This window comes from Paraburkholderia silviterrae (assembly GCF_004353915.1).
Taxonomy (GTDB): domain Bacteria; phylum Pseudomonadota; class Gammaproteobacteria; order Burkholderiales; family Burkholderiaceae; genus Paraburkholderia; species Paraburkholderia silviterrae.
On record NZ_SMRP01000007.1, the window covers coordinates 106,662 to 123,046 of the forward strand.

Sequence of the window (16,385 nt, forward strand, 5' to 3'; positions counted from 1 at the left end):
ACGCTTAATTAAGAGCGGTCGCTTTCCTAGACTTGGTATCACCTGCTACGGACAACCGTTCGTAGCGAAACCAAGACTGGAGGTTCACCATGAAATCGTTCATTCAAGCCATTGCCGTTGCCGCGGTACTCAGCGTCCCGGCCGTTTCGTTTGCTCAGTCGAACGCTAGCGCCGCCGTGAACAACGCCGCCGTGTCTAGCTACGGTGGTATGACCGATGGCACTTCGGCGTCGGGTTCACATCGTCCGTTTCAAGCACTGGATCATTCGGTTCACTCGCTGGGACATGCGATCCGTGCGTCGATTCGCCCCGACGCCAACGACGGCATGAAACCGATCTACTTTGGTGAGTAATCCAAAACGTTTATCAGTCGGCAAAGGCGCGCCGACAGGCGCGAGCGCCGCCCTCAAGATCGAGAGTCGATGTCCGTGCTTCGTTCCCGGCATTAAAATCGAGAACGATTGCGAATTCTTCTTGATCTACAGAGGGCGGCGATGAACTGGCGAAGCTGCTTTATCGCAGCGACGCGCCGCAGGCAAACAAAACGTTCATCCTGTTTATTGCAGTCCGATACGTTGTGCGGCTCAACATTGCAACGTCACAAAACCGCGCCAGGAGCGGACATGCTCAACTGATCCAGGAACTCAGCGAACTGGAATCAGTCGGCTACGATCCGTCAGCTAGCGACGAAAGCTACTGTCCATCGGACATCCAGTTGGCGCAAGCGCAGCTTAATACCGTGCCGATTGCCTGGGAGAGAAGGTGAAGGTGCCCAGGACACGGATTGAATCGAGCAGCGACCTGTTAGCGCCAATGTAAACTGAAATTCATTGAAAGGTCTGTCAGCTGCACCAAGAGGGTTGGTCTGGATCGACGGCGCATACGGTGGCTGGATTATCGCGTTGTGAATCCGGCAGGCAAGTCGATAGGAAGGTACCCAAAACAGCGTATCTGAAGGTCCGCTTTGCGTACGGGCGACCGTCCTTTACGGGTCGCAATCGTCATCCAACCAGACAGCCTTCCGCCCGTGCGGCGCCCATGTTGGCGGATCGGGCCTGCACCGGTCCTGTCCGGAAACCGTAGCACGGGTGCCAGCTTTTTTGGTGACGCTCACGCACTCAGCAGCCGTGTCTCATCCCCCATGAGCCATGATGGCCAGCATCGATGTTTGCGCCTCGATCCCTCGCAATCCATCGCAAAGTCCGGGCCTCTCGGGGCGCACTCCGTCGCAGACCGATCGCGGCCGATCGCGTCTGCCGATGTCGCTGCAGACAACGCCGGATTGGCGGTGATAATGGGGTTTATCGCGGGGGAGGTCCTTTTAATCGCGCCAAAACGCGTCATCTAACGTTCGGCCTGTGCGTGAACTAGACTGGAAACTGCCACTGCGCCCGCTTCTGCCAGAGTCCCACCCGGCTCCCGCCGGGCGCCGGAGGGCTGTCATGTCCCGCCCCGCCGCCGTCTCCGCCGATACCATCCGCACCACCGTGCTGGCCATGCTCGCCGAGGCGGGCGACCCCGCCCCCGCTTCCGACGCGCGTTTCCGGAAGATCGTCTCGGTGCGGAAGCTGCGCGCGCGCCTCGGCGCCGGCGACCCGGCCATGCTGTCGCGACACCTCAACGCCATCGAGGCCGAGCTCGTGCAGGCCGGCCTCACCGGCTTCGCGGTGCCCGACCTGCCGCCGGAGATTGCCGCGCAGATGCGCGCGCTGTGGGAAGCGGCCGTCGCCACGCAGCTCGACGGCATCGTCCAGCTGCGCCGCGAGACGCAGGCCGTCGCGGAAGCCGCGACCGAGGCGCAGCGCAACGCCGGACTGAAGGTCGAACTGCTGCGGGTGGAGCTGGCCGACGTGCGCACCCAGCTCAGCGTGCGTGACGCAGAGCTGGCCGTCGCCCGCGCCGGGTTTGAGGCGGCCACGGCCCGGACCGGGGCCCTCGAGGATACCGCGGGACAGCTACAGGTGCAGCTGAAGGCCGTGGAAACGGCGATGGCCGAGGCCGGACGGCAGCACGCCGGCGAACTCAGCGCCGAGCGCACGCGCTACGACGGCCTCGCCAGACAACTGCTGCGCGAAACCGCGCACCAGCGTGAAACGTTCCAGACCGAACGGCAGCGCCTCGAAGCGGAACTCGCGCGCGCGGGCGAACGGCTCGCCGCGCTCGAGGCGCTGCGGGAGCGGCTGCTGACCGAGCTGGGAGAAGAGCGCAACGCCCGGCAGCACGCCGCCGCCGAAGCGGCGGCGCTCACCACGGTGGTGAACGCGCAGCGGCAGACGCTGGCGCGCGTCGGCGCCGCGACCGCGAAACAGCAGGCGACCGGTGCGCGCCGGCCAGGCAGAAGCGCGGCCCGCACAGGAAAGACGGCCAGCGTCACCCGTGCGAGGAAAGCGCGATGAATCCGTTCAGTCCGTCCCGCTGGCTCGATACCGGCTGCCGGCCGCGGCAGCGCCTGCCGGAAAACCCGGAAGCCGCGCTGGAATACCTCGCCCATGTGCTCGGGCACCCCGTCTACGTGCGCTGGACGCTCGCGGCACTCAAGCGCGGCTGTCCGTCGCTCGCCGACGCCAAACGGGAGCACCCCGCCGTGTTCGCCCTGCTGCTCGAGCACGATGCCGCCATCGAGTACTGGGCGCGCGGGCGCCTGCACGTGGTGCCGGAAAGCTCGGCGCCCTCTGCCGCCACCGTGCTCGAGCGAGCCCTGCGCCAGCACAGGCGGCGCTTCCGCCTCGCATCGCCGGATGATGAGCCGGACGGCACACTCGCCGCGCGGCCCCAGGAGGTCACCGAAGACGGTGCGCTGCTGGCCGCCGGTGTCGATCGCGCGTGGCTGGCGCGCGCCGGGCGCTTCACCAACCCCGTGGCGCTCGCCAACACCCTGGGCGTCGCGGATGACGCCCAGGCGGTACGGCTCTTCCTGCGCGAGCATGCCTCGCACTCGCCGCACACCCTGCGCGCGTATGTCTCTGAGCTACGGCGGCTCGCGGCGTGGTGCGCGCGCGAACAGCTGGGACCGTTTTCGGATCTCACCCGGCAGGACCTGATGGCGTACCGCGACGCCGTGCAGGCGCCGCATGCCGGCGCTGAGGGGGCCTTCCGGCGCGCGGCACCAGCGACCGTTTCCCGCGCGCTCGCCGTGGTCTCAAGCCTGTTTGCCTGGTGGCACCGCACGGGCTATCTCACCGTCAATCCGGCCGAGGGGCTCGCCGCCGGGCGGCGCGCCCGCATGACCTGGACGCCGGTGCGGTTCCTGCCCGCGGCGGCCCTGGCTCACTGCGACGCGGTCGCCGCCGGAGACGCGCCGGAAGAGGTCCCGACAATGGTCTGGGTGCGGCGGCGCGCGATCTGGGCGCTGTACCGCTTCGCCGGCATCCGGCTCGCCGAACTCGTCTGGCAGGAGGAGTTGGGTCTGCCACGCATCGACGTGGACGAAGACCGGCAGTGGACCCTGCACGTCACCGGCAAAGGGGGCAAGCTGCGTGCGATCCCCCTGCCCTCGGCCTGCCTGCCGGCGCTGCGCGCCTACCGTCGGGCGCGGGGCCTGTCCGCCGATCCGCCGCCCGGCGAACACCTGCCGCTCATCCACAGCGAACGCGGTCGCGCGCTGGGGCCGAGCGGCCTCTACGACGAGGTACGCGCGGTGTTTGCGCTGGCCGCAGCACATCTGCCGCCAGAGGAACATGCCCTGCGCGCGGCGCTCGAGGTCGCATCCACGCACTGGCTGCGCCACGGCTATGCGCGCACCCTGGTGGTCGATCACCGTGTGCCCCTGCCGGTCGCGCAGGCGCTGCTGGGCCACGCCTCGGTGCAGACCACGGCGGCCTATGCGCGGACTGACACCACGCAGCTGCGCGGCTTCGTGGAGGAGAGTTTTCCAACCAATGATCGCTAAATTGCGCCCATAGAACTCGCACACGCTATCTTTGGTGGTTCGTGGAGGGCTGTCTTGCAGGGACCAGCCGAAACGAGTCTCCATCTATGTAACACGGCTTGCCCATCAGACTAGCTCGATCCCATTCGCACAATTAGTTAGTATAGCTGAGCGTCGCACGCGTGAAAATGCGCTTGAAGAGCGCTATACGGATCAAGATCGGCCCACTGGCGGCACAATGCAAGCGCGGAGTTACCCGTGGCGTGCGTTGTCCCACCGCGTTGCCGGTTAGCAAACAGGTCCGACAAGACACCCATGGGAAGGTATCCGCCTTGCGGCAAACGAAAATGCTCCGCCAACGCACACTTCCGGCTCCGCTCAGCGGCGGCCCAGAGTTTTCCCAGGCATGCTTGAAAATCGGTCTCCGGTTCGAGATAACGGTCCAGAAGCTCCACACGAACGGATTAGCGATGGTGATCCATCTGCTCGGCTGTGTCTGCCGCACCCAACTGGTGCGACGCGGCAACCTCCCCTTTGCTGCTGTCCACGCATGCGTGTCGGCCAGACCCTGACTTTCCGATCCCCGACCTACCAACGGCACGGAAAACCGGCAGTATGCTGTCTGCCTTGAAGCCCCTCCGAACTCGATCTATTACAATTTTCACATGTGGAGCGTAGAGTTCCTCCAACGTCCCTTCATATGTCGAGACACCGGCAATGAAAGGGTTTTCCACATTCCTTCTATCCGAAATCCTCCGCATTTTGCGTCCCCCAAGGGTCAAAGCATGGCTGCCAAGCGGAATAAACGCAGTACCGAATGATTTCAACTGTACCCCGTCGTCGATGATTTGCAATGTAGATGTCGACGACCTCGGACAGCGTGAAGTCATTCGAGGCTGTCCAGATTGATCTTCATATCAAACGTTTAGCTCGGTTTTCGCACAAATACATGCCAATGCTCGATCACGCGGCCCGATCTACTTCATGTCTAGCTTGAGCGATTAGCGGATAGTCCGCCCATCGATACTCGACTCCCAGCTTGGTCAGCTCCGCCTCCACACGACGCCGCGTCGGATTGATGCCAGAAGTTATCATTCTTCGGACAATCTGCTTCAAATGCCGTAGCAACATAGTACGTCGTGCTTCACTACGATCGGCGCTGCCACGCGCCCTGAGTTCACGTGCCTTCGCTGAAATCTTGCGCGCGAATTCCGGAAACTTCGCGTGCAGTTGTGAGGGATCAATGTCGAGCATCTTGGCTGTCTGCTTCCAGCTCAGCCGGCATCCGTCGGAATTCGCCATCGTTCGGAGTTTTTTCTCAATTGACAACCAGTCGCGCTCCAAATAGGCGGTTCGACGCGGAGCATAGTCAACGGCATGCTTTCGACGCGCGAGGCCGTCCGGCCACGCGTTGGAATGCGCACAAAGCCAGTCCGCCAAGTGAATCCGAAACTTCTCACACATATCGAAGACCGTTTGAATTGAAGGAATCACAATACCGCCACGCCATTCCGAGACGCTCGAAGCGGATTTATCGCATATGCTTGCAAATCTCTTCGCGTTGCCTCCAGCTAGCCGATCGATACCTGACTCAAGCATCAACACCAAGTTCTCCTGTGAGATCTTGTGGAGCGACGCATCTGGAAGATCCAGCATCGACGCAAATTCGCTAGCGATCCATCTTTCCCGCTCGCAATTGCGACTGCCTCGTCCCAGAAATCTCCGATAGCGAAACAGCTCCATTCCAAGCCACTGATGGCAGTGAGCACAGCATCCCGAGATGGAGCGGCGACAAGCTTCGGCGCAGTGCCTGTATTGACAGTTTGGACAAACGCTGGTGAGCGGAACATCATGAATCGGACACCATTCCACCAGTCTTATCGACCAGATCAAGCGTTCGTAAAAATCTGCATCGGCCAGCAAATCATCCTGAAGGCAGACAGGACACCACCGCCGGGCACGTCCAACAAGTCCAAATGGATCCCGCAAAACGCTGGCGAACGGCAAGAGCGTGAGTGCCTCAAGGTCCGTTCGCCCGGTAAGATCATTGAGACGATCGACCCAATACCTTGCTGTCTCGCCGTGCGCATTAGCCAGCGCCAGATGCTGGCCTGACGCGAAGGGTCGACGAGTAGCGTCCAGACTGGCATTGCGCGCAGGCCACTGCACTAACTCCTTCACGATGACGTCCACCGGCAGCAGCGAATTGGTTGCGATTTGAACGACGTAATCGGTCAATTTCTGACGATTCGAACCCGCATACTTTACCGGCTTGAGATGAAAGGCACTTCTCTCAGGAGAATGATAAGCGTGCATCAGATACTCCTTTACGACTAAAGTCCATTGGCAACTTTTCTCCTTCCTCCGATCCAGTCCTCAGGGCTCGTACGCTGAATGCTTCACCACCTAACTGGCCTAGCAGTGGTCACCCATTGAAACGCCGAATCTCCTCCCAATAGATCACCTCCCCTTTCGGAAACAAACCCCTCCCAAGACGAGTCGCTACTCTCGTTCGCGTGGGCGGCAGACCTTCCTGGATTAGTTGCTCGATGCATCCACGAATTCTCTCCCTAAGCCTGCAGGTAGCTGTCTCGCTAGACGATTTACGCCTTTCAGCAGCCGCGTCGCGTACAAGACGATATACGTCAGGAAGCCGATTCCTGAACGTTTCAACTGTCATGTGTTCCATGTTCGCAGCGTCAATCACTCCGCTCGGTGGCTCGTTGCTTTCCAGCTTTGCAAGAAGCCGGGTTCGCGCAGCATCCCAATCGTACCAATACGACCGCGCCCTGAAATCAGAATCCCGATGAATATCGAGGGGTAGTTCTCGAACACAACAGCGATCCCATGCATCGACCTGCCCCAGAAGCCACGCACGCATGGGCACACCGTATATCCACGACAGTGAACTGATGACAGTGAGTGACATCCTTCTCCACCCGCCCAACCAGTTCTTGACAGTTTCGCAACCAAATCGCAGATTTTCGGAGAAAACTTGCGGCCTCCCACGACACGCCTTAGCTATCCCTAGTCGCGTCATGAGACGCACATTCTCATGCGAAGCGTGCTCAATCTGTCCGCCATCCATATCCAGAAGATTGCCGAAATCTCTTGCCACCCAAAGCTGATATTCCGATGAGACGCCCTCCGATTCCACCACGCTAGAGGTACTCTCCTCGCCTAAAAAATGCTGGCAATACCCACAGTGCCCGGGCAGACAATCCCGGACCAGCTCGTTCGTCTGGGAACGGCCACAGTGAGGGCAGGTGCAATCGAGGGGGTTCTCGTGCAGCGGGCAGACCACGACTTGCCTGAGCGACCACAGCAGGCGTTCGTATGGTAGCTGACCAGAAGCAACATCGTCTTGAAGACAACGCCTACACCACATGCGGCGCGGATGCAGATGCGCCCCTCCGCCAAACCGGACAAAGTCCGCAAAGGGAAGGAGTGTCAACCCTTCGATATCCGTTCTTCCGACAAGCTCACTGACTACAGAGACCCAGTTTCGTGCGCAGTCCGCCGCTCCGTTAATATTGGGAGCCTTGCTGGGATCGACAGCCCCTTCCCTAAAGCGAACACCAAAAGGGAATGGTCCATAGTGGTCACGGAGTGCGTGCGGCTTTATCAGTGACGTGATCGCAAGCTCTTGCACGTAGCTGGTGAGGCGCTGGCGCTCCCATGTTCCACTCGCGCGCGGCTCGAGCTGGAAAGGCGCTCGCGGCGGCGTCTGGTAATACTGCTCGAGTTCAAGCATGACCGTGCCTCGTGACACCTCTCGACGGCGTTGTTCGGCCGACGCGACGATTCCTCTTTGGAGCTGTATCCTTAGGGCCATCGGCGCCCTCCTCCCCCGGCTCCGCCCCCAGATCCCGAGTATCGTTCGGATGCTGAAGGCCTTCAACTTTCAGGTATCCATCAAACATCTCTAGCTCAAGCTTCTCCAACTGCGCGGGCTTGTAGTAGCTTTCGCTCAGGATTTCCGCATCGATTGGCCGCTTTTTCTTGTCTGAAAGCACTATCGCGTTAGTGAGGATTTTCTTCAAAATTCCTGTCGTGCGTAAGGATTGTTCCGCAAGATCCTCGGCGAACGGTTCGAGGTTGCATCCTCCCTTCACAGGCATAATATCCTGCAATGCATATAGGACTTCTGCGAATCCCCTCTTCTGACTCGGCAGGTAGGCCGGCATATGAATTACATCACCGCGACGGGCGAGCTGCCCGGTTTGCAGGACTAGATCATATAGATCATAGGCACCCGATAGAATCATTGTCGTGTTAGAGTTGTTCACCATGGACCGAAGCGTATTCGATTTCGAGCGAACTCGATCTGGTTTCGACGACGCTATGATCGCGGACGCTTCATCAAAAAAGAGAACAAATGGTTTACGTTCACGTATAGATCGGCGCAAACGAGATCTATACGCCGACACAGTTGGTGCTCGTCGTTGGGTGATATCTGGTAGAAAAAACTCCCGACCACATATTATTTTTTTGACCTCGGGCAATGTATTCGAGATGAGCGGAGCCTGAAGCGCTTCGAGGATCTGTTCATAAAAGTCCTTAAAGTCAAACCGACCATCTTCTCCAGCCCATGCCTCCAACAACACAGACGGAATGGTATGCTTGTCTTCCGGATGAAATTTGAAGAAATCTTCGCTTACGTTACGGTGCAAGACATCTCCAACGGAAGATTTACCGACGCCTGCCGGACCAACGAGCACCAACATCGTTCCGGGCAGACCACATTCGATCGCCGTCTCGATTTTTTCCATGACATCATCGAAAATATCGTGACTCACGATCGCCTTCTTGAAATACTTCAAGCGAACCTTGAGCGGCGCATTCAGGACATCCTCCGGACACCTTTCCCCATCCTTGCTATTCGTACCTTTTGGCATGGTAACCTCCAGACTTGAGCAATCGCATCTGATCAGCGAGCGACGGCCCTTCGCCTGGCCCACCGAAAGACTTCGATTCCGCACCATCATTGCTATGCTGCTTGTCTTCAGTTTCTTCATCTGACTCTGGATCTTTTTTCTCGCACTGATTCACTGCGACACGTTCAGTCCACTTTTGATCCATACTCTCGACTATTCCCGAGACTGCCATATTCGCTTCGTGCTGAGACTCAAGGACCCTGCTATGCAGAATGGCATTCTCCTCAAATTCGGCTAGCGAAATCGGCTCAGTTGAGGAGATGTCAGCATCAGTCTTAACACGTAGCATTGGATACCACTCCCCTTTCACAAACGCGTAAATTACGTTCGGGTCTATTGGATGCCTCTTAACTTGTACAGACATACCTTGGTATACAGGACTCTCCAAGCGAGGATTTCTAAACTGAGAATGATCCGTCCGAATTCCGCGCTGGCAATCCAGCTTCCGTGTAGCTCCCCGCACTGTGGGAAACGCAAAAGGAATACAGTCTTTAAGATTTCGAAGTCGTCCACGACGCCTCCCGGATCGATCCAGGCCATTCTCAAATTTCTGTCGTGGTGACATGAGCAGCGTCCCGTGACGCCGTTTGTCGTATACGTCAAAGAAGAATCTTTCAAGCCCATCCCAGAGCTCCTCTAGCGTATGTCTGGCCAAACCTGTCGGATCGACCTCTTTCGTCAATCCTCGTGGATTTTTTCTAAGCTTCGTATTGCCAAATAAATTTTCAATAAATGCTTTTTGCGACATGCAGAAAACTCTCTCGATCACATCTCCATCCCTACACGCAGAGGTCTTTCTCGGCTTTTCTCCCGATCCAAGGAAGCGCAGCATCCACTTGAAATCAGAAGCTCCAAACTCTGCCCCTCCATCAAAAACCACATATTCCGGTGCACGCCCAAATACTCGAATCATGTTCATCAATGCAGCCATGCACGATAGATATCTTGGCTTACGAAGTGACAGATAAAATCCCAATATTCTTCGACTAAACGCACAAATAATTAACGTCAAAACTGGCCTCCCAAGGGATTCTCCTGTCTTCTTTGATACCACCTCTATATCAAGTTCCGTATGATCGATGTGAACATACTGCATCGGATAGTCACCGTGCACAGGGGTATCGTGGCGAATAACCCAGACAAATCGAGAGGCTTGATAAGCAGCCTTATCGCCCGCCCGTTTCCTTATGGTCTCAACGTCTATCTCTTTGGCTACGCGGCGCAGAAATGTCATCTTGGATATTTTTTCCCCAATTTTTTCCAGCGTCTTGCTTAGTTTTCCGAAAACAAACCATTTACGTGGCCCGCGGAGAGATGCGTAGTCGTCTTTGAAGGCTTTCTCAATCTCCTTTTCGACTTCTTCACTCAGCCTGGATCGATGGTTCCCGCGTGCCGACCAATTAGGTACAATAGCGGCAAGAACGTCTTCTCCTGCACGCAGAGCACTATCCCTCGCGGCCCGGATACTTCTGTATGATCGGTCCGTGTATGCTTCTCTCACTTCGACTGATTCGTCACCATTTTCCCAGCGAGAAAGCAATTCAAGCTTTCTGACAGCATTTTTCACCGCATCGTCAGATGCATAGCGCCATTTCGAATTCAAGCATAACGCATCATTTTTATTGCTTGGTATGCTTAAGATTGTTACCTTGTTGTCCCTCCAAAAATTAGAAAGATTAGCCACTTGCATAACGATCGGCTGACCGCCGTCTTCCGAGTTAAGCAAAGCTTCAAGATCCCCACGAACCGCGACCGTGAAGACATTTGAACACAAGACAAACTTGGTTCCAACCCTGAAGTCAGGCGGCGAATTTTCCAAATCAATCGTCGAAAGTCTTCTCTCCCACTGATAAGCCTCGCAATATAAATCTCGACTTTCGACACTACGAAATACCATAAAACGGTTCTTGTCGCACACGAAAGCACTTGACAGATCAGATGTAAGCTTACCCCTTGCTATTGCAACATGAAAATCATCTGCCTTATATTCTGGAAGTGCCTCCTGAAGTTCTTCCAACGTGGTAAACGAGACCTTATCGAAGTAATCTTCCACCTTTCGAACGAAGCTCGAAGGTACTTCTTCGCCGTCGACCAAGTACGATCGCAGAAAATCTCTGTTCCTGGCAGTAATTGCGTCGATCTCTTCTGCAATGCGGATTCTGTAAACGATTCCTAGCCTTTTGGCCGCCTCCTCGATGGGAGGACATCGGAAAACCGAACCGTCTCTCTGGTAGCGAGCCGGGTTACGCTTGCAATTCTTATTCAAAGAATCCAACGTGAACCACTCATCCAGGCGGAGGCATGATGATGTGATTACGAGAAATCCTTGTGACCAGTTAAAGCGAATTTCCTTGCCTCCTCGCCCCCTGTATTTGACATTTAGCTCAAACGGGCTGTCGAGATAACCCAGAACATCATCGTCGAACAAGTAAGCATTTGCTGCCGCCCTCTCAATGGCATTAGCAACGTGAATGGTCATATCCATTTTTGGGCAGAGCATCTCCATCGGGGATCTGGCGCGATTAGGCTGCAAATCTCGAGCAGGCCTGCGAAAACTATCGATAATTCTCTCCCTACCCACTGGAGGCACGTCAAGTTCTTCAAATAACTCATACAATCTATCTACACAAAATATGTTCATTCGTACACCTAATTACGAAATCACAACAACCCTGATCGGCATCACAATAGAGTCACCGCCCAGCGAACAACGCGAGGCTAGATATCGCCAATAGAATTATTTGAGAATGGAATCTAAACCTACGCTATGAAATTTATTAGCGCTGGTCAAGCTGCGGCGACTCGACAACTACGCAATGGCGCGGTTGGATCATCGTTATCGAGGCGCACATCGCCTCCCGAGCTTTGTCGCAGAACGCTTCGCACGCAGTCATGGCACCGCGATGCATGCATTGCAAGAAAAATGTAACAAAATGTAAATTCTCACCGTTATTATTAAACCAATTAACTTCCAGACGGAAGTATTATGGTTACCTGCACAGAAGAATTGCGCGATCTGCAAGCGCTTTGACTGGCGGAGGGCAGATGGAGTCGAACCATCCCAGGAACGGCTGACGTCCCCAACCAGATTTGAAGTCTGGCCGTACCACCCGATACGATTGCCTTCCGTTGCGAAGCGAGAACTACGCGAAAACTGCGGAGACGCCAGGCCCTCACCTCATGCTATAGCCACTCGCGCATGCGGCTATCGGGCCTCAACCAGTGCTGATCGCGCTGAAACCGAGTATATCCAACGCGATCGAAGAACTCCAGAATCTGGATCGCACGCTTGCGCCCAAGCCCCGCAGCGTCGCGAAACGCCGCCGCTCCCACACCTGCAACTTGCGGCGGCGAAGCTTCGGCCAGTTGCGCGACGAGGCGCGCAAGTTCGTGAATTGCATCGCGCGCGTAGAACAGGTCACGCACGATCTGATACAGCCGGCCGAGGCGCGCGAGCTTGCGCAGCAGCGCACGCACTTTTTCTTCGGGTTCCTGTGCTTCGCGCGCGAGATCACGCACCCAGGGCGGGTCGTAGCGTCCTTGCGCAATCAACGGCATGAGGCGCGCGGCAAGCACTTCTTCGCTGGTATCGAGCGAAACCGCATGCGAAGGCAAATGCAGCCACGGCCCGTTGCGCGAAATACGTCCCGCTTCGATGAGCGCGTCCACCGCCGCGCGCCAGACCTCGTCGCTCACGAGCGGCGCCGCCATGCGCCGCAGGCGGGCGGCGTCCGGGCCCTGCTCGTCCGGTGTGCGCGCATGGAATTCGCCCAACGCCTCGACGATACGCGCCGCAAGACTCATCCAATGATCACGCGCCAGCACAACAGAATCGGCTGCACGCCCTTGCGGCGCGATCACGACCGCGTCGTCGGGCAGCGCGAGCGTAGCCGCGTCGAACCCCGTCAATTGCGTTAGCGTGGAGCGTGTGAGACCACGCGGCGCTTCGTCGATCAGCGCGCCAACGTTGCCTTCGTCCAGCCATGCACGCAGCGCATCGAGCCAGGCACGGCGCTCCGGCGTGCGCCGGCGCCGCGCGGGCCCGAACGGGTCGAGCACACGGCCGCCGCCCACCGTGCGGCTCGCCTGCGCGTTGCGCACGATGAAGCGATCGCCGGGCATGGCATGCAGCGGCATATCGAAGACGAGCTGCACGCGCGCATGCCCTCCGGCCGCGAGCGTATCGCCTTCGAGCAACGCGACGTTCGCCATGCGATGCATCGTGCCCAGATGCACGTGCAAGGGCGACCAATGCTCGAGCGTGATGCCCGCGTCGTCCAGAAGACTCAGCTCGACGTCCAGACGCGTCGCGCTTTGCGCGAGCCGCGCATCGACAATCCAGTCTCCACGTGAGATTTGACTCTTCTCCACACCCGAAAGGTTGAGCGCGCAACGTTGCCCAGCCCGCCCCGTATCCGAGGCGCGATTTTGTGCGTGGATGCCGCGCACCCGCACCGGCATCCACGCGGGCGCGAGCAGCAAGTTCTCGCCGGTGCACACGCGTCCCGCGAAAACGGTGCCGGTCACAACCGTGCCCTGTCCCGTCAAGGTGAAGACGCGATCGACGGCGAGGCGGAACAAGCCATCATCGCGGCGCGCCTGCCAGTGCGTGGCGCGCTCGCGCAGCCAGGCATCGAGCTTCGTCACGCCCGGATCGCCGGGCTGCGTCGCCTGCGTTTCGAAGCACGGCGCGCCAGCCAGCGCAGTGGGTGCGAGCCACGCGGCAATTTCCGCGCGCACCTCGGCAAGCCGTGCCGGATCCACGCGGTCCGCCTTCGTGAGCGCGATCGCGCCATGCGTTACGCCAAGCAGTTGCAGAATGGCTAGATGCTCGCGCGTTTGCGGCATCACACCGTCATCGGCGGCAATCACGAGCAGTGCAAAGTCGATCCCGCACGCGCCGGCCGCCATGGTGTGCACGAGCTTCTCGTGCCCGGGCACGTCGATGTAGCCGAGCACGTCGCCGTTCGCGAGCGGTGTATAGGCATAGCCGAGCTCGATGGAGATGCCGCGCGCCTTTTCTTCCTTGAGCCGGTCGGTGTCCACGCCGGTGAGTGCGCGCACGAGCGTGGTCTTGCCGTGATCGATATGCCCCGCCGTGCCGACGATCACAGGCGCAGCTCCGCGAGTTGCGCGACGAAGGCCGCTTCGTCCGCGCTCTCGAGACAGCGCAGGTCGAGTCGCAACGCGTCGTCGGCAATGCGGCCGATCACGGGCCGCGGCAGCGCCCGCAACGCCCGCTCCAGCCTGAGCAAGGCGCGGCCGCGGCCGCTCTTGCCGCGGTATCGCACGACCAACCCGCTGCTCGGCAAGACGTCGACCGGCAACGCGCCGCTGCCGATCTGGCTGAGCATCGGCTCGACGCTCACCTCATAGCCGTCACCAAGCATGCGCTGCAATGCGGGCAGCACACGCGTGGCCGCTTCGTGCATCTCGTTCGCGGGACGCGTGAGCAGCCGCAGCGTCGTCAGGCGCTCGCGCAGAAATTCGGGCGCCTGGTAGAGCTTGAGCACGGGCTCGAGCGCCGCGAGCGTGAGCTTGCCGACGCGCAACGCACGCTTGAGCGGATGCTTCTTGATCTTCGCGATCCATTCCTTGCGCCCGACGATCAGCCCGGCCTGCGGGCCGCCCAGCAGCTTGTCGCCGCTGAAGGTCACGAGATCGGCGCCCGCCTCGACGGTGGCGCGCACGGTGGGCTCGGCGGGCAGGCCCCACTGCGTGAGATCGGCAAGCGTGCCGCTGCCGAGGTCCACCGCCACCGGCAGGCCGTGCTTGCGCGCGAGCGGCGCCAGTTCGTCGAGCTCGACGCTGTTCGTGAAGCCGCTGATCGCATAGTTGCTGCAATGGACCTTCATCAGCAGCGCCGTGCGCGTGCCGATAGCCGCTTCGTAATCCTTCAGATGCGTGCGATTGGTCGTTCCGACTTCGCGCAGCCTCGCACCCGCGCGGCTCATGATGTCGGGAATGCGGAACGCGCCGCCGATCTCCACCAGTTCGCCGCGCGAAACGATCACTTCCTTGCGCGCGGCCAGCGCGGAAAGCGTGAGCAGCACCGCCGCGGCGTTGTTGTTCACGACGGTCGCCGCTTCGGCACCCGTCAACTCGCAGATGAGCGCATCGATCAGGTCGTCGCGATCGCCGCGCTTTCCCGTAGCCAGATCGAACTCGAGGTTGACGGGCTGGGTGAGCGCCTGCACCACGGCGCGCACGGCAGCGTCGGGCAGCAGCGCGCGGCCCAGATTCGTGTGCAGGACCGTGCCGGTCAGATTGAACACCGCGCGCAACGCACTTTGCGCGCGCATGGCGAGCGCCCGGTCGGCGTCGGCGATCACGCGCTCGATGGCAAACGGTGCCTGCGTGCTCGCATCGGTTACCAGCGTGCCCGCCTGCGCATCGCGCCGCCAGCCGTCGAGCGTCGCGCGTATGGCTGCGAGCACCTGCGTGCGCCCATGCTGCGCGATCAACGGTTGTGCTTGCGGCGAGGCAATCACGCGCTCCACGGCCGGCATCTGCGCAAGCAGCGCGTTCAGCGCGTGGCCGGCAACCTGGTTGTACTTATCGTGTTCGCCTTGCATCACTTGCGCCGTTGCCGCCGCGCCCTGCTGCGCGCGCTCGTTCATCTCGCTCGCGCGCGTCATTGCTCGGCCGGCGCTTCGGGATAGAGCAGCGGATTCGCGCTCGCGCGCCGATAACCGGCTTCGCTCATCAGCAGGTCGAGCGTGAGGCTCGCGAGATCGTCGGCGAGCGGCTCGAACTCGAGGTCTTTCTCCTGATAGCCGATCTTGCGATAGGTATGGCATTCGTCGCACGATTCCGCTTTCAAGGCCGGATTGCCGCCTTCGATGCCGTGATACGCGATGCCCTTGGTCGAATCGCAGTTCGTGCATTTCACGCGCACCACGTGATTCTCGGTGCCGCACAGGCTGCATTGCACGTAGCGATAGCCCTGGAATGCGCCGCCCACGCGCACGATGCTCGCAACGGGCGGCACGCCGCAGACGGGGCACACGCCCGCCGCGTCCACGTAGGGGACGTCCTGTGCGTTGACGCGGCTCGCGAGGTCGGTCCACACCACCTGTAGCGCCGCCATGATGAAGGGCGCCGTGGCGGGCGCGACTTCCGAATGGCGTTGCGCGAGCAGCGCATCGGCTTGTGCGTCGAGTTCGGCGTCGCTCATCGCGCGCAACGTATCCAGCACTTTTGCGAGCGCGGGCGTGACCGCGCCCGCCGCTTCCACGCGATCGGCAAGGCGGCGTAACACCGCGCGCCATTGCGGGTCGCGCTCGCCGCCGAGCGCGGGCAGGATCGGCATCGAATGGCGTTGTGCGCTGGCGATGGCTTCGCGCTCCGGCATCTGCGCTTCGAGATGCTCCAGCGCGTGCTGCTGCGCGTCCACGAGCGCCGCCATGAGGCGTACGTAGCCGCCAATAGGGTTGTGGTCCGCCAGCTTGCGCAGACGCGCGGCGCGCTCCCTGAAATGCGTCGCGCGCTCGGGCAGGCGGATGCGTGGAATCGCGGAGGGATCCTGCACCTGAATCTGCTCGGGATCGAGAATGCGTTGTGTCACGGCGAGTCGTCTC

Annotated in this window: 9 protein-coding genes and 1 tRNA gene; 3 read left to right on the plus strand and 7 right to left on the minus strand. The window is 59.7% G+C overall.

Annotated features, from left to right (window positions below):
• Nucleotides 1–89 precede the first annotated feature (89 nt).
• From EYW47_RS16455 to EYW47_RS16465, 3 genes are all read left to right on the plus strand, one after another.
• Nucleotides 90–353: a hypothetical protein gene (locus EYW47_RS16455; RefSeq protein WP_133195901.1), complete on the plus strand. Its 264-nt coding sequence runs from the start codon at nt 90–92 to the stop codon at nt 351–353.
• A gap of 1,089 nt (nt 354–1,442) precedes the next feature.
• Nucleotides 1,443–2,396: a DNA-binding protein gene (locus EYW47_RS16460; protein ID WP_133195902.1), complete on the plus strand. Its 954-nt coding sequence runs from the start codon at nt 1,443–1,445 to the stop codon at nt 2,394–2,396.
• The gene (locus EYW47_RS16465) at nt 2,393–3,889 is read left to right on the plus strand and encodes a tyrosine-type recombinase/integrase (RefSeq protein WP_133195903.1); all 1,497 of its coding nucleotides are present in this window, start codon (nt 2,393–2,395) and stop codon (nt 3,887–3,889) included. The genes EYW47_RS16460 and EYW47_RS16465 overlap by 4 nt, the downstream gene beginning before the upstream one ends.
• A 942-nt stretch (nt 3,890–4,831) precedes the next feature.
• Here the strand turns inward: EYW47_RS16465 and EYW47_RS16470 are convergent.
• The 7 genes from EYW47_RS16470 to fdhE form a co-directional block, all read right to left on the minus strand.
• Nucleotides 4,832–6,184, minus strand: a complete 1,353-nt coding sequence (locus EYW47_RS16470; protein ID WP_133195904.1) for a TniQ family protein — start codon at nt 6,182–6,184, stop codon at nt 4,832–4,834.
• Nucleotides 6,185–7,614: 1,430 nt separating this feature from the next.
• A complete protein-coding gene (locus EYW47_RS16480) occupies nt 7,615–8,766 on the minus strand; it encodes an AAA family ATPase (protein ID WP_165976590.1) in 1,152 nt (383 codons plus the stop codon).
• Nucleotides 8,747–11,446, minus strand: a complete 2,700-nt coding sequence (locus EYW47_RS16485) for a DDE-type integrase/transposase/recombinase (protein ID WP_133195907.1) — start codon at nt 11,444–11,446, stop codon at nt 8,747–8,749. The genes EYW47_RS16480 and EYW47_RS16485 overlap by 20 nt, the downstream gene beginning before the upstream one ends.
• Before the next feature lie 391 nt (nt 11,447–11,837).
• A tRNA-Sec gene (locus tag EYW47_RS40910) sits at nt 11,838–11,933 on the minus strand.
• A gap of 55 nt (nt 11,934–11,988) precedes the next feature.
• Nucleotides 11,989–13,917, minus strand: coding sequence for a selenocysteine-specific translation elongation factor (gene selB / locus EYW47_RS16490; RefSeq protein WP_133195908.1), 1,929 nt, complete (start codon nt 13,915–13,917; stop codon nt 11,989–11,991).
• Entirely contained in the window at nt 13,914–15,380 is a 1,467-nt protein-coding gene (selA, locus tag EYW47_RS16495) for an L-seryl-tRNA(Sec) selenium transferase (protein ID WP_133196066.1), read from the minus strand. The genes selB and selA overlap by 4 nt, the downstream gene beginning before the upstream one ends.
• A gap of 59 nt (nt 15,381–15,439) precedes the next feature.
• Nucleotides 15,440–16,372: a formate dehydrogenase accessory protein FdhE gene (gene fdhE / locus EYW47_RS16500; RefSeq protein WP_133195909.1), complete on the minus strand. Its 933-nt coding sequence runs from the start codon at nt 16,370–16,372 to the stop codon at nt 15,440–15,442.
• Nucleotides 16,373–16,385 lie beyond the last annotated feature (13 nt).